The organism is Arcobacter pernae (genome assembly GCF_049472135.1).
Lineage (GTDB): Bacteria > Campylobacterota > Campylobacteria > Campylobacterales > Arcobacteraceae > Arcobacter_B.
Map to the genome: position 1 here is coordinate 148,135 of NZ_JBMOVV010000006.1, position 24,264 is coordinate 172,398.

General features: G+C 27.2%; 18 protein-coding genes. 2 read left to right on the plus strand and 16 right to left on the minus strand.

What is annotated here, in order from left to right; all coding sequences use genetic code 11:
• Positions 1–10 precede the first annotated feature (10 nt).
• Positions 11–3,103 carry an efflux RND transporter permease subunit gene (locus tag ACH5BF_RS08770; RefSeq protein ID WP_423273832.1) on the plus strand — a complete coding sequence of 1,031 codons (3,093 nt, stop codon included), beginning with the start codon at positions 11–13 and terminating at the stop codon, positions 3,101–3,103.
• Here the strand turns inward: ACH5BF_RS08770 and ACH5BF_RS08775 are convergent.
• The 8 genes from ACH5BF_RS08775 to ACH5BF_RS08810 all read right to left on the minus strand — a co-directional run bounded on the left by ACH5BF_RS08775 (position 3,100) and on the right by ACH5BF_RS08810 (position 14,130).
• Positions 3,100–5,208, minus strand: coding sequence for an ATP-binding protein (locus tag ACH5BF_RS08775; RefSeq protein ID WP_423273833.1), 2,109 nt, complete (start codon positions 5,206–5,208; stop codon positions 3,100–3,102). The genes ACH5BF_RS08770 and ACH5BF_RS08775 overlap by 4 nt on opposite strands.
• Before the next feature lie 64 nt (positions 5,209–5,272).
• Positions 5,273–6,037, minus strand: coding sequence for a hypothetical protein (locus ACH5BF_RS08780; RefSeq protein WP_423273834.1), 765 nt, complete (start codon positions 6,035–6,037; stop codon positions 5,273–5,275).
• A 26-nt stretch (positions 6,038–6,063) separates the two neighbouring features.
• A complete protein-coding gene (locus ACH5BF_RS08785) occupies positions 6,064–8,682 on the minus strand; it encodes a valine--tRNA ligase (RefSeq protein WP_423273835.1) in 2,619 nt (872 codons plus the stop codon).
• A gap of 92 nt (positions 8,683–8,774) precedes the next feature.
• On the minus strand, positions 8,775–10,844 hold the full coding sequence (locus ACH5BF_RS08790) for an ATP-dependent helicase (protein ID WP_423273836.1): 2,070 nt from the start codon (positions 10,842–10,844) through the stop codon (positions 8,775–8,777).
• Between the two features lie 269 nt (positions 10,845–11,113).
• Positions 11,114–11,671, minus strand: coding sequence for a protein-methionine-sulfoxide reductase heme-binding subunit MsrQ (locus ACH5BF_RS08795; protein WP_423273837.1), 558 nt, complete (start codon positions 11,669–11,671; stop codon positions 11,114–11,116).
• Positions 11,668–12,627, minus strand: coding sequence for a protein-methionine-sulfoxide reductase catalytic subunit MsrP (msrP, locus tag ACH5BF_RS08800; protein ID WP_423273838.1), 960 nt, complete (start codon positions 12,625–12,627; stop codon positions 11,668–11,670). Before msrP ends, ACH5BF_RS08795 begins: the two co-directional genes overlap by 4 nt.
• Before the next feature lie 81 nt (positions 12,628–12,708).
• Positions 12,709–13,215: a thiol peroxidase Prx-SUH gene (gene prx-suh, locus ACH5BF_RS08805; RefSeq protein ID WP_423273839.1), complete on the minus strand. Its 507-nt coding sequence runs from the start codon at positions 13,213–13,215 to the stop codon at positions 12,709–12,711.
• Between the two features lie 87 nt (positions 13,216–13,302).
• The gene (locus tag ACH5BF_RS08810; protein ID WP_423273840.1) at positions 13,303–14,130 is read right to left on the minus strand and encodes a CvfB family protein; all 828 of its coding nucleotides are present in this window, start codon (positions 14,128–14,130) and stop codon (positions 13,303–13,305) included.
• Positions 14,131–14,305: 175 nt separating this feature from the next.
• Here ACH5BF_RS08810 and ACH5BF_RS08815 point away from each other — a divergent pair, with 175 nt between their 5' ends.
• Positions 14,306–17,953 carry a diguanylate cyclase gene (locus ACH5BF_RS08815; protein ID WP_423273841.1) on the plus strand — a complete coding sequence of 1,216 codons (3,648 nt, stop codon included), beginning with the start codon at positions 14,306–14,308 and terminating at the stop codon, positions 17,951–17,953.
• A gap of 18 nt (positions 17,954–17,971) precedes the next feature.
• Here ACH5BF_RS08815 and ACH5BF_RS08820 read toward each other — a convergent pair whose 3' ends face one another.
• From ACH5BF_RS08820 to ACH5BF_RS08855, 8 genes are read right to left on the minus strand one after another with little or no spacing between them, the layout of a single operon-like run.
• Positions 17,972–18,766: a metal ABC transporter permease gene (locus ACH5BF_RS08820; protein ID WP_423273842.1), complete on the minus strand. Its 795-nt coding sequence runs from the start codon at positions 18,764–18,766 to the stop codon at positions 17,972–17,974.
• A gap of 8 nt (positions 18,767–18,774) precedes the next feature.
• Positions 18,775–19,518: a metal ABC transporter ATP-binding protein gene (locus ACH5BF_RS08825; RefSeq protein WP_423273843.1), complete on the minus strand. Its 744-nt coding sequence runs from the start codon at positions 19,516–19,518 to the stop codon at positions 18,775–18,777.
• A gap of 50 nt (positions 19,519–19,568) precedes the next feature.
• Positions 19,569–20,312, minus strand: coding sequence for an ElyC/SanA/YdcF family protein (locus ACH5BF_RS08830; protein ID WP_423273844.1), 744 nt, complete (start codon positions 20,310–20,312; stop codon positions 19,569–19,571).
• Positions 20,313–21,104, minus strand: a complete 792-nt coding sequence (amrB, locus tag ACH5BF_RS08835) for an AmmeMemoRadiSam system protein B (RefSeq protein ID WP_423273846.1) — start codon at positions 21,102–21,104, stop codon at positions 20,313–20,315. It lies immediately after the preceding gene.
• Positions 21,101–22,087 carry an AmmeMemoRadiSam system radical SAM enzyme gene (gene amrS, locus ACH5BF_RS08840; RefSeq protein WP_423273847.1) on the minus strand — a complete coding sequence of 329 codons (987 nt, stop codon included), beginning with the start codon at positions 22,085–22,087 and terminating at the stop codon, positions 21,101–21,103. Before amrS ends, amrB begins: the two co-directional genes overlap by 4 nt.
• Positions 22,084–22,629 (minus strand): AmmeMemoRadiSam system protein A, encoded by a 546-nt coding sequence (amrA, locus tag ACH5BF_RS08845; protein WP_423273848.1) that lies wholly within the window; start codon positions 22,627–22,629, stop codon positions 22,084–22,086. The genes amrS and amrA overlap by 4 nt, the downstream gene beginning before the upstream one ends.
• Before the next feature lie 11 nt (positions 22,630–22,640).
• A complete protein-coding gene (hemH, locus tag ACH5BF_RS08850) occupies positions 22,641–23,570 on the minus strand; it encodes a ferrochelatase (protein WP_423273849.1) in 930 nt (309 codons plus the stop codon).
• Positions 23,557–24,159, minus strand: a complete 603-nt coding sequence (locus ACH5BF_RS08855; RefSeq protein WP_423273850.1) for an ATP-binding cassette domain-containing protein — start codon at positions 24,157–24,159, stop codon at positions 23,557–23,559. The genes hemH and ACH5BF_RS08855 overlap by 14 nt, the downstream gene beginning before the upstream one ends.
• Positions 24,160–24,264 lie beyond the last annotated feature (105 nt).

Genomic DNA, 24,264 nt, shown 5'->3' on the forward strand with positions numbered 1-24,264 from the left:
AAGGTTATATATGTTTGACAAACTACTTAAATTTTTTGTAAATAACTCAAGAGTTAACTATACACTTTTTATTTTAGTTTTTGCTGTAGGAATTTGGTCTTATAATAAAACAGCAAAAGAGATTTTCCCAAGTTTTGAATTAGATATGATTTCAATTAGAGGCTCATACACAGGTGCTTCTGTTGATATTCTTGATAGGATGGCAGTTGCTGAGATTGAAGACAATCTAAAAAATATAGATAGTGTCGATAATATGACAACTGTTATTTCTCCTGGTCGTTTTTCAATTATCTTAGAACTTAAAAAAGGTAAAGATAAATACAATGAAGCAAATAAGATAAAAGATACAATTACCCTAGTAAAATCAAATTTGCCTTCAGATATGGATGAACCAAGTGTAAATGTACTTGACAGAAGTAGATCTGTAGTTGATATTTCACTAACTTCATCAAAATATACTACAGATGAATTAAAGCCTCTTGCTGATACTTTAAAGAGTAAAATTATAGGTATTCAAGGTATTAATGATATTACAATTTATGGTGATTCTGATAAATATTTTGAAGTTCTTTTAAATGACAAAAAAATCGAAGCTTTAGGTTTAAATAAAAATGAGATTTTTAGTGCAATTTCAACCCTATCATATATTTTCCCTGTGGGTAAGATAGAAGACCCTAAAAAACACTATTATATCTCCACAAATAATGGAGCTAAAAATGCAATAGATTTTGCCAACACTATGATAAGAATTGGTGATAAAAATGTTTATGTAAAAGATATTGCAACTATTGCAAAAAAATATGAAGACTCTTCTACTCTATATTCATTTAATGGAAAAAATGCTTTATCTTTGGCAATAGAACAAACAGAAACAGCAGATGCTTTGACTATTGTAAAACAGATAAAAAAGCTACTTCCTAAACTTGAAGAGCAGAATCCAGATATTAATATTACAATTGCTGATGATAATAGTGAAAGAATTGCAGACAGACTTAATATTGTTGTATCAAATATTCTTTTAGGAATTATGCTAATCACTCTTCTTGTAATGATTTTAATCAACTTTAGAATGTCATTTATTATTGCAATTGGTATTCCAACATCATTTGTAATTGCTGCTATTTATATGTATTTTAGTGGTTATACAATAAACATGATTTCACTTGTTGGTGTTTTAATTGCAATTGGTATTGTTGTTGATGATGCCATTGTTGTAAGTGAAAATATTCAACAACATATTGAAGAAGGACATCCACCTAAACAAGCAGCAATTATGGGTGCAAGTGAAATGGTTAAACCTGTTACAATTGCATCTTTAACAACTCTATTCTCATTTTTACCAATTTTGATGATTAGTGGAACAATGGGTGAAGTAATGAAGCTAATTCCTATTGCTTTAAGTGCATTAGTTGTAGCTTCACTAATCGAATCATTTATCTTTCTACCTATTCATGCAGCCCATGCTTTAAAAAATGGATCAAAAGTTACATCTTGGGAAAAAGCAAATAGAGTTTACAATTCAATTATTCATTTCTTTATGAACTGGAAAAAGACATTTTTAACTATATTTATTATTATGGTTCCACTTTTAACTTTTTATGAATTTTCAACTTCAAAGTTTCAATTATTTCCTAAGTTTGATGCTTCTGATGTAAAACTTACATTTAAAGCAAATGCAAATACTACACTTGAAGAATCATTTAGAATTGTACAAGAGATTGAAAAAGAGTTTATGGAAAAAGAAGAACAATTCTTTATTAAAAGTATAGACTCTGTTGCTGGATTTAGAAGAGATGTTGGAGGAAATAGTGAAAACTTTCCTTATGTTATGTATATGACTATTGAGCTTAAAAAACTTAAACCTTCAAATATTTTAGATAAATATGTTACACCAAACCTTAGTTTTTATTATGATGAAGAAGGTAGAGAAAGAACTCTAAAATCAAAACAAATAGCAGCAAAAATCAAAAAATTTATAGAAAAAAAGAACTTCAAAGAGAAGTATCAATTAGAAGAAATTTCTGTATTAGAAAGAAAAGTAGGACCTGTTAAATCAGATATAAAAATAGGTTTAGTATCAAATAATAATCAAAAAGTAATTACTGCTATTGAGTCTTTACACAATGAGATTTCATCATTTGAAGGTATAAAGTCTGTTTCAAACTCTTTAAAGTTTGGTATTGATGAGATAAAACTAAAAGTAAATAGCTATGGTGAATCTTTAGGTATTACTGAATCATTTATAGGTTCATACCTTTCAAATCTTTATTTATTAAAAAAGAAAGGTGTTTCTTTTGATGAAAAAGAGATGTTAGATATAAAAATCAAATCACAAAATAAAGATGATTTTGAAAGCTTTAAAAACTCACAAATTCCACTAAGCAATGGAAAATTTGTATTACTGCATGAAGTAGTAGAAATCAATACTTTAAGAGCCTTTGAACAACTAATCAAAGATAATGGAGAAAAGAACTTCTATATTTATGCAAATGTTGACCCTGATATTATTACAGCATCTGAAGTTTTAGAAAGAATCGATTCTAAACTGAAAAAAATAGAAGAAAATGGGATAAGAATTATTCTAAAAGGTGAAGCAGAAAAGAAAAAAGATTTAAAAAATGATATGCTTTTAGCAACAGCCTTAGCACTTGTTTTAATCATGCTTTCAATGCTTTATTTATTTAATTCATTTAGAGAAACATTTATTGTAATGAGTATTATTCCTTTCTCAATTCTAGGAGTTTTAATAGGTCATAAAATCATGGGACTAAATCTATCAATGCCTTCTATGATTGGAGCTTTAGGACTTGCTGGAGTTGTTATAAACGATGGTATTATTATGATGACTTATCTTAAAAAAGCAAAAACATTAGATGAGATTTTTGTAAGAGCTACGAAAAGATTTAGACCTATTATTATTACGACTGTTACTACAATAATAGGTATGAGTTCATTAATATTCTTCCCAACAGGACAAGCAGTTATTTTCCAACCAATTGCAATTGCATTAGGATTTGGATTAGCATGGGGAACGATTTTAAATCTTATTTATCTTCCAGTACTTTATACAATCACTCATAGGTTAAGAAAAAACAAGAGTTAATTCTCTTGTTTAAAATCTATTAAAAACTCTAAACCTTTTAAGTTTGAATTTTGATATTTAAATTCTGTATTTTTTAGACTTATTTTAAAATTCATTTGTTTAGTTAAAATCTCTTGAACTATATATAAGCCAAGCCCTACTCCTTGAGCTTTATGTTTAGTAGTAAAGTAAGGTTCAAAAATCTTTTCAAGAATAGTCTCATCAACACCTTTACCAGAATCTTTAATAGATAAAGTTTCATCTTTTATACTTACATAAATAACTCTTTTTTCATCTACAGATAATTTTTTTAGGGATTCTATAGAGTTTTCTAATACTTTTAATAAAGCTTGTTTAAACTCATTTTCAAAAATATTAACTCTAAAGTCTTTTTGAATATCAACTTCAAGACTTATGCTATTTTGTTTTAACATAGAATCTATATAATCTAACGTTTCAATAACTACTTGAGATAAAAGTTTGTTTTGTATTGCTTCATCTGTTTCAAAAAAGTTTCTAAAGTTCTCTATTGTATTTGATAAAAACTTAGCTTTATCCACTATCAAAGAGCATGAGCTATTAAGCTCTTTATCATTTAGAGTTCCAAGCTGTTTATAAAGCTGCATTGAACTTGCTGCTGTAGTTATGACATTTAAAGGTTGTCTCCATTGATGAGCGATATTATGTAACATCTCAGCAATTGAAGCCATTTTATTTTGTTGGAATATTAGTTTATCTTTTTGTTTTGATTCTTCTTGTAATCTTATTTCATAAGTAATATCAGTTAAAGTTACAATTATAAAACTATCTACATTGTTTTGAGATACATTTAATTTAAAATGTCTTAAATCTTTATTACAATCATACATCGCAGCTTTAAAAGAAGAGTTTGGATTAGCAAGAACATATTCTGCCCAATTTAAGCCATCATAATCTTTTTCCAATACATATGATTCATCATCTTCAAAAGGAACAAACTGAGTACAAACACAAGTATACTTATCTTTAAACTCTTTAAGCGTTTTAAACTCTGGAAAAAAGTTTAATAACTGTTTATTCGAATTTATAATCTCTTCACCATCAGTTATAACAATAATATTTAATTGTGAATCTAAAAGAAGCTGAGTTTTATTCTTTTGAGTTTTTAACTTTCGTACACTTCTGATTAGGTTTTTATTTAATTTATTCATGTTTTTCATATAGTTTCTATATGAGTAAACAATTATTATAAAAATAAGAACAATAACTAAAAATATAGTTAGTATGAAAGCTTGTGTTTTAAAATCACTTATTGATTTAGTATCTATGCTATTTAAATCTTTGAATAATAGAATATAGCCTAAATCATTCTCTATTTTTAATCTAGTAAATAGATAGTTCTCAAAAATTGAGTAGTTGCCTATTTGTACTAGTTCATCTATTTTCTCTTCATTTAAAATATTTAAAATATCATTTGAAGCATCTAAATTAGCAACATAATAAGAGCCTATAAACTTTTTTGAAAAAGGATATTTTATTTTGTCAGTGTATTTTTTATCTGCTATTATAATTGCACTAAAACCATGGGACAAAATACTTTTTGAAATAGAATTGAATTTTGTGATTGCTTCTAAATAAGCTATGATTTTGTCATTATTTACAATCGGAACTAAAGCTTTAAAACCTAGTCCAAACTCATAAACTTCTATATACTTTTTTTCTAAGAAATTATCTTTATCAAAATCTTTTTTTAAAACAGGAAAGCTATCTTGTTCTTTTAGCCAAGACCTATACAAAGTATTTCCATTTTTATCATATAAACTAATCCATAAATTCTTATAATTTGTATTTTCTCTTAACTTAAGAGATAGTTCATCTAATTTTAAAGAGTTGAAATCATTTGTTTTTATTGCAGTTAAAATACTTGAGTCACGAACTAAAGGTATAGAAATAGCCATGTTTGCATTTTTTTTATTATTTATTAGAGTGTTTGTACTTTTTTTAATATCTTCAACTAAGGACTCATACATTTCATTGGTTAAGGTATTCTCTTTTTTGATGATGTAAATACTTGCTAAAACAATAGCAATTACTAAAAAACTTGAAAATACAGATATAAATTTGTAAGTATCTTTTTTGTAGTTCATTGTGTTACTTCTAAAATATTTTATTATTATATTTTATAATAAATGAACTTCTAGTTTTATAATTTTAGATTATAAATGCAAAACTTTTAATAGCTGAAATACTTAATTCATATGGTTCAACATCAACTTGTCTTAATGAATATCTAACATTTAAAAGTATTCTTTCCATTAAAATCTCAAATGAAAAGTTTGAATGGTCATAAATTGTCTCTTTATTATTTTTGATATATTCAAGGTTATTTATAACATTTAAATCTTTACTGTTTTTATTCATAAGCTCTAGTTGCCAATTATTTTGCCATGTATTAAATAAATATTTAGAGTTAAAATCTTTATTTGTTCTAACTTTCCATCTAATAACTTGAAGATAAGTATAAAGTTCTTGCATATACTTTTGATTATATTGACTAGCAATAAATTGATGTTTATTCTCTAATCCAAAAGCTTTATATATTAATTTATAAAGTCCTAAAATTAAAAAATCATTTCTATTTTCAATATCATTTTGAGTGAAAGCATAATACAAATACTCATTTGCTGTTTCAAGTTTATATCCATCTTGAATAATGTTTATATAATCATCTTTTGCATCGATTTGAGCATAAATATTTTTTGAAAGCTTTTCATTATAAGAATAAGGATTTCTTAAATCTAATCTTTTTTTATACTCTTTTAGATCTTTTAAAATCTCATTTCTATAGTTTGCTACTAATGTAGCTGAGTTTGTTTGAATAGCACTTGAAAGTGTTGATTGGTTTACTGCGCAGCCTTGAAAAAGAAAAATAAATAGTGTTAATAACCAAACTTTGATACCTGTTTTAAATTTCATTTTCAAGCCTTTTTTATTAAAAGCTATTAAGAAATAGCTTTTAATTCATTTTCAATTTTTTCTAATTTTACTCTTGCATCTTCTAATGCTTTTTTATTCTCTGCAACAACTGCCTCAGGAGCATTTGCTACAAATCTTTCATTTGATAACATTCCGTTTAGTTTATCAAATTCTTTTTGAGTTTTCTCTTTTTGTTTAGTTAATTTATCAATAATTGGAGACATATCAATCTCACTTGTTGGTAAATATACTTCTAAATTATCAGATACATCTGTAATTGAGTTTTCTACTTTTGCATCAACAAACTCAATATCTTCAACTTTTGCAAGTTTTTGAATAAATGGTTTTGCTAATTGTGTATCAATCTCTTTATCTAATTTAATATATGCTTTAGCAATTTTAGAGTTACCCATGTCAATGATTACTTTTGCTCTTCTTAAAGCAGTAATTGCTTCTTCAATTATTTCAAACATAGCTTCTGTTTGCTCATCTTTTGCAATATCTTTAGGGAAAGAAGTAACCATAAGTGAATCAGCACCCTCTTCTAAAGAACTACCTGATAACTTGTGATATAAATAATCAGAAATAAATGGCATAAATGGAGAAACTAATTTTAAAGTCTCTTTGAAAATTGCACCTAATTCAGAAATAGACTCTTTTGAAGCTTTTGAGTACTCAATACCCCAATCACAGAATTCAGTCCACACAAATTTATATAAAATTGAAGCAGCTTCATTAAATTTAAATGCTTCTAGTGCCTCTCTTACATCTTCAACTGCAGTGCTAAGTCTTGATTGCATATACTTACCAAGTGCTGTTTGAATTTCAATATCTTTTAAATCAGCAAAAGTATCAACATTTAATGTTAAGAAATTAGCTGCATTATATAACTTGTTTGTAAAGTTTCTAAATTGCTCTAAGTTTTTAGCACCAAGTTTAATATCTCTTCCTTGAACTGCAAGGTAAGCAAGTGTAAATCTAATAATATCAGCAGAGTGTTCCTCAACCATATCAAGTGGGTCAATTACATTACCTTTTGATTTAGACATCTTAGCTCCATGCTCATCTCTTACAAGAGCATGCATATAAATATCTTTAAATGGCAGTTCACCTTGGAAGTGATCACCCATCATCATCATTCTAGCAACCCAGAAGAACATAATATCAAAACCAGTAATTAATAAAGAGTTTGGATAGAAATCTTTCATATCTTGCTCTAAATCATATAATTCTGGTAATTTACCATTATTTCCCCAACCTAATGGTGACATTGCCCATAAAGCAGAAGAGAACCAAGTATCTAATACATCTGGGTCTTGTGTATAGTGTTTCTCACCACACTTAGGACAAGCTTCTGGCTCATCTGCTTTATCAGCCCATTGGTGATTACAAGAATCACAAGTAAATACAGGAATTCTATGTCCCCACCATAACTGTCTTGAAATACACCAAGGTCTTAACTCATCCATCCATGCAGTATATGAGTTAATCCAGTGTTGTGGGTGGAAGTTGTTGTGTGCTTTTGTTTTTTCAATTGAAGATTTAGCAACTTCTTCACTTAAGAACCATTGTTGAGAAATAAATGGCTCAACAATATTTTTACATCTGTAACAGTGACCTACTTGATGAACGTGCTCATCAATTTTTACAATATATCCTTCAGCTTGTAACTTATCAACAATTGGTTGTCTAGCTTCAAGTCTCTCTAACCCTGCAAACTCTCCACAGTATTCATTTAAAATACCAGCTTCATCAAATACTTTGATAAACTCTAAATCGTGTCTTTTACCTACTTCGTAGTCATTTTGGTCATGTGCAGGAGTTACTTTTACAACACCTGTTCCAAATTCCATATCAACATGAGAGTCTGTAATAACTTTAATTTTTCTATCAGTTAATGGTAATAATACTTCTTTTCCAACGATATTAGTATATCTTTCATCATCAGGATGAACCATAATAGCTGTATCCCCAAAGTATGTTTCAGGTCTTGTAGTTGCTACTTGAAGCTCGCCTGAACCATCAGCAAACTTATAAATCATATGATAGAATTTACCATTTACCTCTTCATGCTCAACTTCAATATCTGATAACGCACCATCATGAGTACACCAGTTTACCATATAGTTATTTTGAGTGATAAATCCATCATTATATAAAGATACAAAAGCTTCTTTTACGGCCTCTTTAAGACCTTCATCCATTGTAAATCTTTCTCTTTTCCAAGCAGGAGTAACACCAAGCTTTCTCATTTGGTGTACGATATTTCCACCTGAAGTCTCTTTTTGAAGCCAAGCTCTCTCTAAAAACTTTTCTCTTCCAATCTCTTCTTTTGTAGTACCCTCAGCTAAAAGTTGTTTTTCAACAACATTTTGAGTAGCAATACCAGCATGGTCAGTTCCAGGTTGCCATAAAGTTTTGAACCCGTCCATTCTTTTATATCTAGTAATAATATCTTGTAATGTAAATGTAAGTGCATGACCAATATGTAAACTTCCCGTTACATTTGGTGGTGGCATCATAATAGAGAAGTTCTTCCCTTCTTCTTGTATATCTTTGTTTCCATCAATTTCGAAGTAACCTCTGTCTTCACAAATCTTATAAAACTTGTCTTCTACTTTTGATGGTTCGTACTTGTTACTCATAAAACTTCCTTAAATTTTGTTCCGTATAATAAAGATAAGTTATAACTCTTTATTAGTAAAATATGCGCGATTATAGCTAAATAATCCTTATATTATATTTGAGGGTCTCCTGCTACTTTCTCTTCATCATCACCTTTTACAAGGCCTGCTTCTCTTAAAAATGGACTAGCTACAAAAGTTAGTTTTTTTATTTTGTCATATTTTGCAAAAGATAAATAAAGTATATCTTTAGCTCTAGTAACGGCAACATAAAAAAGCCTTCTTTCTTCTTCTATACTTCCACCTTTTGACATAAGTTTTCTATTTGGAAATCTTCCATCCATCAAATCAATTACATAAACTTCTTTGAACTCTAAACCTTTTGAAGCATGAACAGAAAGAAGATTTACTCCATCCCCTTCACTCATCTCACTTCCACCTAAAATCATAGAATTAACAAATTTTGAAAGGTCATTAAAGTTTCTAGAAAGATTTTTTAAAAGCATTACTTTTCTATTAATTTTAGCTAAGGCTTTAGTCTTTTGCATAACATTAATAGTTCCATCTTTTTGTGTTGCTCTTTTTGTTGCTAAAAGCTCTTTAATTTTTGAATACATCATAGAAGATGAAATATTAGAAAGTAATGTTTCTGGATTTTTACTTCTTCTTAAATGTTTTAAAAGTAAGTAAAAGTCATAAACATATTTAGCTCCATCTACTGAAAGTTTTGGATGTTTTAAAATAGGATTTCCTAAAAAAGCCTCTTCAAAAGCACAATCTTTAAACTTAGATACAGAACCTAACTCTATAAAATCATCAAATAATCCCAATTGGATATTTTTAACTTTATTTGATTCATATGGATTTTTAATATCTTTATCAGGATAAAACAATCCTTTAAATAAATCTCCATGCCCCAATTTAATCAATGCGTCAAAAATATCTTTTGCAATTGCTTTTCCTATTCCTTTTCCATGTTCAAGTACATGAATAAAAGCCATCATATCATTATGAGAAAGTTGCATTACAAGCATATCTATGATAAATTTTATCTCAACAGAATCAAAGAAAGACATTCCACCTTTTCTTTTGGCAGGAATAGAAAACTCTCTTAAATTTGCTTCAATTCCATCAGCACTAGAGTTATTTCTAAAGATAATAGCTATTTCATTATGAGGTGTATCAGTTTGAGAAATAAGCTCAGCTATATAATGGTATTGAGAGAAAAGCTCATTAAAGGCTAATAATCTTGGTTTATGATTTGTTTGCGTTCTCATAACTTCAAGATTCTTTTCATAAATTCTTTCATTATGTTCAATAACTTTTGTAGCTAAATCAAGTATAGGTTTTGAAGACCTATAGTTTTTTCTTAAAGTATAAACATTTGCATTTTTATATCTTGTTGAAAAAGTTGAAATAATTCCAATATCAGAACCATTAAAAGCATAAATACTTTGGTCATAATCTCCTACACAAAAAAGTGATTTTGGTCTAAATGCATCAAGTAGTCTTCCTTGTAAAGGATTAGTATCTTGATACTCATCAACTAAAATCTCTTTAAAGTCAAACTCTTGGGACTCTAAAGTTTCCAACATAATTGTAAGTAAATCATCAAAGTTAGCATAGCCGTATTTCTTTTTTAATTCATTAAACTCTAAAACTACATCTTCATATATCATCACATATAGTTCATGGTCTGGGTTTTTATTCTTCACCCAATCACCAAAACCTTCACCCTCATTTGAGTTTAAATATAAAGAGTACATATCATAAAGATAACCACCATCATATGGATTTACATCCTCTTCTCTCTCATAAAAAACTCTTTTTTCATAAAGAGATTTAAAAAGAGTTTTTAATTCATTTGGTTGTTTTAAAGTAATGTTTTTTTCTAGCTCTTTTAAAAGTTTATATGAAACAGAATGGAATGTTCCAGCCATAATCTGTTTTGCAACATCTTTTCCAAAATATTTTCCAACACGCTGAACCATTTCAGCTGCAGCTTTATTTGTAAAAGTTAATAAAAGTATTTCATTTGGTTGTACACCATTGTTAATAAGGTTTGCAATTCTTCCAACAATTGTAGATGTTTTACCTGTTCCCGCACTTGCAATAATAAGGTTAAAACCCCTATCACAGGTAGCTGCTTCTAATTGTTCTTCATTAAGATTTGATAATGGCATGGGTTATATATTTTTTTTAGTAAGATTAATCATTTGTGAATATTAGCATAAATTAATTAAGAATTATTGAAGAGTATATACAAAAAAAAGAGGTGCCATTTCTGACACCTCTTTTTAACACAAGGAAACATAAAAAAAATTATTTATATTTAAGAAATTCTATCTTAAAAATACTTACATAAATAAGTCGCTGCGTCAACTTATCTATAAGAATAGTATAACCTTATATCATTAACTAATTTATAATAAAAGATTAACAAAAAGTTAACTTAACTAACCTTACTATTTTTTACTATAATTTGTAAAAGTTTATAATATGCAATAACCAAAATTACTGCTATATAACAGAACATATCTATATCAATCGATTTTTGTGCCATAACAAAATGAATAGTTACTAAAACTAAAGCTAAATAAACAAAAGAGTGGTATTTATTATACTTTCTAAAAAGATTTCTTGTAGAAGTTATAGCCATAAATAGTAAGATAAAAAAGGCTATCATTCCTAAATAAATAAAAGGCTTATCAAGGGTTTCTTCTATTATAAAATAAACATCAAATTGAGCATCAAAAACTATAAAGTTTATCATATGAACTAAGGCATAAAAAAATCCCCATAAACCTACTGCCCTTCGATATTTTAAAATATTAATTCTTTTTTTAATAAGTGAAATAGTAATAGAAAAAAATAGTATTACTGTTGCTGTTATCCCACTTATTGTATAGATATATTTTATTGGATCATTTACCTCAACAATAAATAATTGAGATAATAAAAATAAAAAAGGTAAAAATAAAGCTATGTGAATGGCTAATCTTTTCATCATATAAACTTTCTTAAATCCATGCCTTTATAAAGGTGTGATACTTCTTTTTCATATCCATTGAACATCAAAGTATCTTGTTTGAAAAACTTTCCTAAAACTCTTTCTCTTTTTTGTGACCATCTAGGATGATCAACATTTGGATTTACATTTGCATAGAAACCATACTCTCTAGAGTTTTGTTCTTGCCAAGAGTTTATTGGTTGCTCTTCAACAAATGAGATTCTAACAATTGATTTAATTGATTTAAAACCATATTTCCAAGGAACAATAAGTCTTATTGGTGCTCCATTTTGATTTGGCATTTTTGAACCATATAGCCCAACTGCAATTAGTGTTAAGTCATTCATCGCCTCATCCATTCTAAGACCTTCAACATAAGGGTATTTTATAGTTGAAAAAATTCCTCTTGCTTGGTCAGGAAATTGCTCTTCATCAAGTAGTGTTTCAAATCTTACATATTTAGCTTTAGATAATGGTTTTACTTTTTTGATTAAATCTTTTAATGTAAATCCAATCCAAGGAACAACCATAGACCACCCTTCTACACATCTAAATCTATAAATTCTCTCTTCTAAACTCATTGTTTTTAGTAAATCATCTAAATCTAAGGTAAGCTCTTTTTCAACTAAACCATCAATATCAATTTTCCAATTTGAAGTATCAAAAGTTCTAGCCAAATCTTTTACTCTTGTTTTAGATGTAGTAAACTCGTAAAAATTATTGTAAGTTGTGATTTGTTCATATGTGTTAAGTTCTAAATTATTTATGTTTTTATCTTTTAAATAATCTAAATTTTTAATAGGAAGGTTATCTTTTGCTAAAGTCTCTAAAATAGCCCCGCTTGCCACTAAACTTGCAGCACCTAGTTTTAAAAAGTTTCTTCTTTTATCAAATAGTTCTTTGGGAGTTACTTCATTTTCATTTAGTTGCCAAGATGGCTTTTTGATTATTTTCATAAATATCCTTTACACGTTTTATAAAAGAAGTTTAATCTTTTTGTGTAAAGGATATGTTTAGTTTTTAATAAGTTTTATATATTAAGCGTTTTTAGCAGCTTCTAAAATCTCTGCGTAGTTTGGCTCTTCTGTAATTTCTGGACAAATTTCTTTGAAAGTTACTTCACCAGCAGCATTAATGATGAATACAGCTCTACAAGTAACACCTGCTAAAGCACCATCAGCAATTAATACACCGTAAGCATTTGCAAACTCTTTAGCTCTGAAGTCAGAACCAACAGTTACATTCTCAATTCCTTCAGTTGTACAAAATCTTCCCATTGCAAATGGTAAGTCCATAGAAACTACGATAACTTCTGCATTTTCAATACTTGCAGCTTCTTCATTGAATTTTCTAGTTTCAGCAGCACACACAGGAGTATCTAATGATGGAACTACAACTACAATTTGAGTTTTACCAGTTTCACCACCAACTTGTACATTTGATAAGTCTTTTGCTACTACATTTACTACTGGTGCTTTATCACCAACATTTACTTCATTACCACTTAAGTTTACAACATTACCTTTTAATTTAGTCGTTGCCATATTTGTCCTTTGTTTTAATTAATTGCAAGAATTATAGTAAAACAGGATAAATTTTGTCTTAATTAAGGGGTATCAATTTTTCAGGTGTTACGAATTGACTCTAATTCCCTCATCTTCAAGTGTTATACTATTCTCATTTATCAATTTTGTTAAACTTGCTTTAAAAGCTTTTTTACTTAATCCAAAAGTATCTTTAATGTCTTGGGCATCACTTTTATATGTAAAATTCATAAATCCACCATTTTCTCTAAGTAGTTCAAGAACTTTATCATCAGATACTTTTTTTCCAATCTTTTGTAATGATATATCAAGTTTTCCATCATTTCTTACATTTTTGATATAAGCTTTTTTTCTATCCCCTACTTTTATATTTTCAAAGATTTCATTATGGAAAATCATTCCTTCAGTTTTATTGTTAACTATTACTTTAAAACCTAATGGTGTTTTTGAGAAAAGTAAAATATCAACTTCATCATTTACATTAAACTTTTTAATACTTTTTTCTAAAGTAAACTTTTCATTTGCAATAAGTCTATTAGTTCTATCATCAAGTTGTAATTGAAGTACTTTATATCCACCAACAGTATAAGAACTTTTTTGCTTATTTTTAGGAACTAAAATATCTTTTGATAATCCAATATCAACAAAAGCCCCAAATCTTGCAATATCTACAACCTCTAAAGAAGCAAACTCATTAAGATAAACATAAGGCTTTAAAGTTGTTGCTACAAGTCTATCTTCACTATCTGTATAAATAAAAACATCAACTAAACTATCAACTTCCATTGATTTTTCAATATATGCATTTGGAAGAAGAACTTCTTCATCATCTTTGGCTATTAAAAATAATCCAAACTCTGTAACTCTGTTAACTCTAAGTGTGTTAGTTTTCCCAACTTCTATTTTTTCATTCATTTTGGTAATTCCGTTCTTTTAAATTTTAAAACAGATTATATCTAAATTTTTAAACTAATCTAAAATTTTATGTTATATCTTTAGTTACAAATTTATTTTAATGATTTAAATGTTAGAATAATAATATTTTTATAGCCTTTGTATTTTATTTATATGCAAAGTTAGGATTCCTATTATGAAAAGCCTATTACTTCTAATATTGATTATCACTTCAGGTCTATCAATCCAGTTCAATAACGAAGAAAAAAATTATCTTCAAACTAAAAAAATAATCAAAATTCATCTTGAAAAAGATTGGGAACCATATAACTTTGTTGAAGATAATGAAGAGAAAGGTTTTGTAAATGACTATCTTAAATTAATTGAAGATGAATTACCTATAAAATTTGAATTTTCAAAAGCTAAGACTTGGAATGAACATCTAGAAGATCTTAAAAATAAAAAAATAGATGTAGTTTCAAATATGATAAAATCCAAAAAAAGAGAAGAACTTTTTAATTTCAATGAAAATCTAATTTTTACTATAAAAATGGCCATTCTAAGTAAGCACAATTATGAAAGCTTTGAAGATCTTAAAAATAAAAAAATAGGAACTATGGAAGGCTTTTATATAAATAGTGTTTTAAAAGAAAAATATCCTGAAATTGAAGTAATACAATACAAATCAGTTCTAAAACTTTTAGAAGCAGTTCTAAACAATAAAGTTGATGCAATAACAGAAGACTATTCTGTATTAACTTACCTAACAGAAAAACTACTTTTAAGTGATAAAGAGCTTTCAATAAACATAGTTTTAGAAAAAGAGTTAGTAAATAAAGTCTTTATGGCAACAAACAAAGATGATAAGATTTTACCTAAGATTTTAGATAAAGCTATAAAAAATATTAGCAAAGAGAAAAAAGAAAAACTATATCATAAATGGCATATTTTACATGACCATAAATATCTTCCGAAAGATGGTAATATCCTAAGTCTAAAAGAAATAGAATTTCTAAAAGAGAATAAATCATTTACTGTATGTAGTAGATATAATCATTTTCCTATAAGTCAAGAAGTAGATAATAAACTAACTGGTATTGCTGGTGATATATTAAATATCATAGAAAAAAACTTGAATATCCAATTTAATATACTCTCTATTAATTCTGATAAAGATTTTATTTCTAAACTTGAATCTAATCAATGTGATTTAATTACTTTAGTAAAAAAAGACCAAACAAAATTTAAAAATATTAAAACAACAAATGCAGTGTTTGAAATATCTTTTGATATTCTAAGTAGTACAAAATCAGGATATATAAAAGATATTAGAACAATAAAAAATGACACTTTTTACACAAAAGATATTGCACACTACAATGTATTTAAGAAACAGTATCCAAACTTAAATATTGTACTTGAATCTAATCTTGATAAAATCATGAAAACTATTGAAGACAATCCTAATGCACATTTAGTTCAAAACCACCTAAAACTTGAGCACATAATAAAAGATTATGGTTTTGATAAATTTAAAATAAATGGAACTGTTCCAAATATGTTAGCAAATGGCTCTATTGGTATAAATATAAAACATAATCCTATTCTAGTTAATATCTTAAATAAAAAAATAGATGAAATAGGAGCAGATACTTTAAAAACATTAGTTAAAAAATATGAAATAAAAGAGTATGAAATAAAAAATAAATACAATAAAGAGCTTTTATGGATAATTGGTATTTTAATACTGCTTGGTGTTTTAAATACCATAAGAGTAAGATTCATAAAAAATGAAAAAAGAAAATTTGAATCATTACTTCATAATGCAACTGATGGCGTACATATTATAGATAATAAAGGAAATGTAGTAATGTGCTCAGACTCTTTTGCAAAGATTTTGGGATATACAAAAGAAGAAGCTTTATTACTTAATAGAAAAGATTGGGAAGTAAATACTGTTTTATATACAGATAAACAAATTGAAGAGATTATTAATAAAAATAGTTTTATAGAATCAATATATAGAAGAAAAGATAAAACAACTCTAGAAGTTCAAGTTTATGTAAAATTTATCTATTTAAATGGGCATAAATATTTATATGCATCATTAAGAGATGTTAGTTTACAAAAAGAGTATGAAAGAACACTAAAAAATAAAGAAGAAGAGTTAGAGGATTCTAACCAAGAATTAACATATACTTTAGAAAATCTAAAAAAGACTACTGCTCTTTATGAAAAAGAAAAAATTAGATTTGAAAATATGTTTAGAACACATGATTCAATTATGATATTAGTTAATCCTGATACAGGAATGATAATAGATGCAAACCAAAGTGCAAGTAAGTTTTATGGATATAGTCTAGATGAGTTTAAAAAAATGCATATTTCCGAAATAAATCACTTATCAAGAGAAGAAATAACAGAAGCAATAAAAGAAGCCAAGCTACTTGATCATAACTCTTTTGTATTTCCTCACAGACTTAAAAACAATGAAATTAAAACTGTTGAAATAAACTCCTCTCCTATTGAATCAGAAGAAGGAACTATTTTATTCTCTATTATAAAAGATATAACGAAAGAAAAAGAGTTAGAAAAAAATATTATAAAAGAGAAACAAAGATATCAAACTTTTATAAATCTTGCTTCAGATGCAATTTTTATTATGGATATAAAAAATGGTAATTTACTTGAATTTAATAAACAAGCAAAAGAGTTACTTGGATATACAAAAGAAGAAATGAAAAATCTTAATGTAATAAATTGGGATAAAGATATCAATAGTATAGATGAATACAGAGATATAATAAGTCATGTTCATTACCAACCTGTCTATATTGAAAGAGAGCATGTAAAAAAAGATGGAGAAGTTTATACTGCTGCAATAACTGCTGTAAAAGTAAAAGTAGGAGAAGAAGAGTATATTTTTGCATCTGCAAGAGATATTTCTAAAGAAAAAGAGGCTCAATTTAGACTTGAAAATACAAATCGGAATTTAGAAAAATTTGTTGATACACAAGACAATATAGTATTTTTAATAAATAAAGGTCAAATTAACTTTGCCAATAAAAAGTTTTTAGAATTTGTAAACTGTAAAACATTAGAGGAATTCAAAAAAATTCATAATTGTATTTCTGAATACTTTATTGAAAATGATAGATTTTTCCATTTAGGGAAAGTTCCTTCTAATAAAACTTGGATTGAAACACTAAAATTTATACCAGACAATAAAAGAGTCGTTTCAATGGTAGGAAAAGATTTTAATCCAAAAGCCTTTTCTATTTCAATTAATGATTTTGATAAAGATACTTTAATCGTAACTTTTACAGATATTTCAAATACTATTTTAGAAAATATTGAACTTGAAAACAAAGTAATTCATGATAAATTAACAAATGCTTATAATAGAGAGTTTTTTGAACAAAATTACCAAAACTTGATATATAACTATCATAATGAAACTTCAAAGTTTGCTCTTGCCCTACTTGATATAGACCACTTTAAAATGGTAAATGACAATTATGGACATGATGTTGGAGATGATATTTTAATTAAATTTGTTGAGCTTATTCATAAATATTCACGAAGAGATGATATTCTTATAAGATGGGGAGGAGAAGAGTTTATTTTACTTTTAAAAGTTACTTCTAAAGATGACTTATTAAATGCTTTAGAGCATTTAAGAGAAGTAATTAAAAGCTACAACTTTAAAAAAGTAGGACATAAAACCTGTTCAATTGGAGCAACCATTTATAGGGATGGTGAAAATATTCAAGATACAATTAAAAGAGCTGATGAAAAAGTATATAAAGCAAAAAATACAGGAAGAAATAAAGTAGTTATATAAAACTACCAAAAGGTAGTTTTATCTTTTAAATAGTTTTACAATAGTTAAAATAACTACTGCTGAAATAATAATACTTGCACCTGAACTAATATCATAATAGTATGAAATAGCAAGTCCTATTATTGTAAATAAAGTAGCTAGTGCAGAACTTATTATCATCATAGTTGAAAGTCTTGAAGCAAAACTTTCAGCTAGATATGTAGGAATTGTAAGTAATGCAATAACCAAAATCAATCCTACTGCTTTAATAGCAGCAACTACACATAATGAAGCTAGTATTAAAATAAGTGTATAAAAAAACTTCGTATTAATACCTCTTAATGAAGCGAATTCACTATCATAAGAAACAGCCAAAATTTGCTTATAAAAAAACATAACAATTGAGATAATAAAAATATCTAAAAATGTAAGATATAAAACATCTGCACTTGATACAGCAATTATTGAACCAAAAAGATATGACATTAAGTCAACATTATATCCAGGAGTAATATCAACAAATATAATTCCTAATGCCATTCCAAATGCCCACATCAATCCTATTATAGAATCTGCTCTATTTCTATTTTTTAGTGTAAGCATAGCAATAATCACAGCAGTAATTATTGCAAAAACAGTTGCACCAAATAAAACGGGTATTCCTAAATAAATAGCAAGCCCTATTCCACCATAAGAACTATGTGCAATTCCACCTGTTAAAAAAGTTAATCTATTTACAACAACTAGTGAACCTATAATTCCTGCTGATATTGAGATTAAAACTCCTGCAAGTAAAGCATTTTGAATAAAATCATATTGTAAAGCTTCTAACATCTCAATCCTTAATGCTTATGGTCACAACAAACTTGTGTTTTACCTAAAGCTGATAAAAGTTCAACTTCACATAAATGCTCATCTGTTGTTTTTATATTTTCTTGAATATTTTCTAGTGAATGATAAACTAAGTTTTTATTCACATGGGCAACTTTTTTTGCATAGTTTAAAAGTACTGAAATATCATGACTTACAACAACAATACAAATATCTTTATTTAACTGCTTGAGTAGTTCATAAATTTCATTTTGTCCCTTAACATCAATACTTGCTGTTGGTTCATCAAGTAAGATTACTTTAGGGTTTGAGCAAAGAGCCCTTGCTATGAATACTCTTTGTCTTTGACCACCACTTAAGTCACCTATTTTTCTATTTTCAAAACCTTTCATTCCCACTTGTTCTAATGAGTGTTTTGCACACTCTATATCCTCTTTAGCATAACCAAAGATTCTTTTTTTAGCTGTTATATGTCCCATTAAAACAACTTCTAAAGCAGTAATAGGAAAATCAATATTTAAATTTGTATTTTGAGGAACATATCCTATTTGCTCATTTTTTATATATTTAGAAAGAGAGCCTTCTTTAGTTTTAATAAGTCCTAATATAAGTTTTAAAAGTGTTGACTTACCACCACCATTAGGTCCTATTATTGCTAAAAAATCGTCACTATCTACGTTTAAATTTATATTTTCTAATACTTTAATATTTTTAGAGTATTCAAATGATAAATCTTTAATTTCTAATATTTTCAATTTCAACCTTTTTGCAACAAAGTCGCAATTATATCTAATTTTTTTTAATTTTAAATATATCCCATAAGTTTAGAGTAAAGTAAACCTATATACTCATGAAAAGCTACTTCAACTTTATATAAATTTCTACTAGAAAAATATGAACTAAAACTTTTTTCTTCATGAACTAAATGATTTGTTGGTGCGGCTATTGGATTTAAGCCCTCTTTTTGAAAAAGAAGCATTGATCGTTTCATATGAGAAGCAGAAGTTACAAGTATAAACTTTTCATCTTTTATAATCTCTTTTGCTTTTATAGCTTCCTCTTTTGTATCTCTTGGTGTATCTAATCTTATAATATCTTTATTTTCAACTCCAATTGCATTTGCTAAAAGCTGTTGCATAAAAGCATGTGGATTTTTATCATAACCACCATAACCAGATACTATTAATTTAGCATTTTTAAGTTTATTAAAATGTTTTATTCCCTCATTTAGCCTATTTTGTGCAACCATATTTACCTGAGATGTAATACTTAAATTCTCATTACTTACATGACCATTTCCTAAAACAAGTATGTACTTTACTTCTGGCGTATGAATTAAAGCTTTATGTGAACTCTCTAATGGCTCTAAAATAGAGTTTGAAATTGGCTGAAAAGAAAGAAGTGCCAACCAAGAAATTGTAAAAAATAGAGTTATCTTAGCTTTTGTAAAAGAGTTTTTAAATAAAAAATAAACTCCTAATGCAAACATAAAAAGAGCAATAGGCAAAGGAAGTAAAAATGCTGCTACAAATTTCTTTAAAAAAAACATCTATTCTTGCTCTCCTATTAAAGCAGAAGTATAACCAACTACTCTATTTTTATCTTTTGTCACATCTGCACTTGTACAATAGTGCAGAACTTTTGTATCTAAACCATTTTTTATTGCAAACTTCACTATTGCCATTACTCCTATTTTTCCACAAGCTTCACATTTTTCAAATTTATTCATATCCATTTTATCTATAGCTTCAATACAAATATTATCTAACAATTTAGCCTCTTCTTGATTATGAAAATGACTTAAATCAGTACTTATTACAACAAAATTATCTTTATCTTTTAAAACCTCATCAACTAACTTTTCAATATCTTCATAGCTACAATCACCATAAACAATCTCTACTATTTTTGAATTTGGAAAATAGTTTTTTATAAAGGGAGCTTGTGTTTCAGTCGAGTGTTCAAACTCGCACTCTATATTAAAATCTAAAAAATCAAACTTATCTTTCAAAGAGTTAGAAAAATCTAAATCCATATCTATATTTCCCAATGGCGTCTCATATTCATCATACAAAGCAATACTTGCACCTTTTAAATAAACTCTATGGGAAGGACCAATAATAACTATACGTTTAAACTCATTTTCACTTGCTTTTTTATATGCTAGATTTGCAGTAAAACCACTAAAAATATATCCTGCATGAGGAGAAATGATTGCTCTTATATTTTTAAAAGTCTCACTATTATCTTTAACTTTATTAAACTGATTAATATATTCATTTATTTCATTTTTTGTATCAGGATAAAAACTACCTGCAACTACTGTTTTTCTAATACTCATGAAAAAACTCCTTCAATTTTATATTTACATTTTGGACATTTACCATTTAATATTCTATTTTCTATTACATCAAATCTATTTCTTTTAATAAGCATTTCATCACAAGATGGACATTTTGTGTGATTATCAAAAGACAAATTTCCAATATATACATATTTTAAGCCAATCTTTTTTGCTATATCGTAGGCCATCTTCAAAGATTTAAAAGAGGTTCTAGGAAGATTTAATTCTTTATAGTCTGGATGAAAAGCAGAAATATGCCAAGGTGTAAACTCTCCTAACTCTTCTTTAATAAACTTTGCAATTTTTGTTAACTCCTCCACAGAGTCATTTTTTGTAGGAACTATTAAAGTTGTTACTTCTACCCAAATACAATTTTTCTTAAAATGTTTTAGGTTTTGCAAAACTTGTTTTAAACTACCACCTAACTCTTTTTTATAATAGTTCTCATTAAAACATTTTAAATCAATATTTACAGCATCAATAATATCTTTCATATCATCAATTACTTCAAGGCTTTCAAAACCATTTGAAACATAAATATTTTTAATTCCTTGTTTTTTTGCCTCAATTGCACAATCTTTTGCATAAGGATAAAAAATTGTTGGTTCATTATAAGTATAAGAAATAGTCTTGCATCCATAAAAAACAGCCATATCTACAATATCTTTTGGACTATAATAAACAGATTTATTTATATTATGTTCTTGAGATATACCATGATTTTGACAAAATAAACATCTAAAATTACACCCAACTGTTCCTAAAGAAAATGATTTTGTATCAGGTAGGAAATGATATAAGGGCTTTTTTTCAATAGGATCAACATTCATAGCTGCAGGATAACCATAAACTAAACACTCTATTTTATCACCTATGTTTTTATTAACTCCACAAATACCTACTTGCCCTTCTTTTAACTTACAATAATAAGAGCATAAAAGACAAACTAATCTGTTTTTGTCTTTTCTAAAATATTTCATTTTATTTTTTGTACTTCATAAATGTATATATCTGGATACTCTAAAAGACAATCTTGTTTTAAATCAGCTTTATTACAAAGATGCTCAAAAAAGTTCTCAAAAATAGGCAATTGCTCCCAAACTTGAGGCAAAAATGTAGCCTTTTTTATTCCTTTTTCTAAAATAACCCCATGTTTAAAAGGAATGATTTTATTTTTTAAATCTTCAATATCTTTATAATTCAAAGGTTTTGCTTCACTTAAAATAGATATTTCAATATCTACTTTATCTAATTCATCTAAACTTAAAGGATAAAATCTAGGGTCATAATAAGCTGCACTATTTGCATTAGCAACTAAGTCATCTAATAAAGAGTGTTTAGCTTCTAAAGTACCTATACAACCTCTTAGTTTATTATCTAAGTTTATAGTTACAAAAGTAGCTCTTTTTTCACTTAAAAATGGATAGTCTTCCAATAATGATTGTTTATCTACTGCCTTTGATTTATCAAATCTAGAAGCGATTGTATCTTTTGCAATTTTCAATAAAAGTTGATTATCCATTTTTTTCCTTTTTATTTAATAATATCCTTAATAGCTTCTATAAACATATCACTATCATTTACACATTTACACACTCTAAACTCTTCAATTCCTAACTCTTCAGCTATTTCTCTATACTCAATATCAAGTTCAAAATCTGTTTCAGAATTATCAATAGTAAAAGCTATTGGATAAATGATTACTTTTTCTTCTTTGAAATTTTTTAACATATCATCTAAAGATGGGTCAAGCCATTTCATCGGACCAACTTTTGATTGGTAAGCTAAGTTTATTGATTTAAACTTTTGTCCCTCTGCTTCTAACATCTTTGATAAAATCTCTACATGTTTATTCATTTGCTTTTCATAAGGATCACCTTTATCAACAATTTTCTGTGGTAATCCATGAGCAGAGAAAATAAGATTAAATTCACTTGCATCTGATTTAATTTTATCTTTTATCTCTTCAACAATACATTTATTAAAAGACTCATTTTTATAAAAAGTACCTTTTGTTCTAATTTTAAAAGAGTCCTTAGCATATGCTTTAAAATCCTCAAGTGAAGATTTTGTAGTTGTTGTTGAAAACTGTGGATATAAAGGAAGTAAGCAAACCTCTTCTATACCATCTTTTTTCATCTGCTCTATCACATCTTTTGCAAAAGGAGGAGTATATCTCATAACTTGATAAGTTTTATACCCTTCAATTTTGTCATTTGCTTTTTTTACTAATTTTTCTGTTAAAGGATTTAGTGGTGAGAAACCACCAATCTCTTCATAGTTTTTCCAAGCTTCATTAAGTCTTGAAGTTGTAATGAAAAATGCAATCATTTTTCTAATTAATTTTGGTGCTGCAATGATATTTTTATCATTAAACATATTTGTTAAAAAAAGTTTTAATTCATCTTTACTTCTAGCTCCACCCATATTAAGCAGAACTAAGGCTTTATTAGTCTCTTTCATTTTTATCCAATCTTATAATTTTATCGCTACACCAAGTAGCTAAATCTATATCATGTGTAATTAGTAAAATTGCACATTTGTCTAAATATTTTATTAAAAGTTTCATTACATCATATGCGATGATATTATCTAAAGCTGATGTTGGTTCATCAACCAATAAAAGTTTAGGCTTCATTAAAAGAGCTCTTAAAATTGAGCATCTTTGAAGTTGCCCACCGCTTAATTCATAAGGTTTTTTATGAAGTAGTTTTTCATCTAAACTTAACTCTTTTAGATAGATTTTCATATCTTCATAAAAGTCATAATTTATTACATCTTTAATTTGTTCAATTATATTATAAGTAGGATGAAAAGAGTTATAAGGGTCTTGAAAAATAAGACTTAAACTCTGTTTTTTTATAGTTCCTACTTGAGGCTTTAAACTACCCATTATAAGTTCAAAAAGTGTTGTTTTACCACTGCCACTTTTCCCAAAAATTGTAAAAAGTTCACCCTTTTTTAAAGACATTGAAAAGTTTTCATAAATGGGCATATCTTTTTTATAAGCAAAGCTTAAATTATCAATTTCTAAAACTATTTCACTTTCCATAAAAACCTCTTGGTAATTTAAAAACATACTATATAAAAAAGTGCCTTTAGCTTTGCAAAATTAGACTTATTTAAATCTTCACAATTGATACACAATTATAGGTAA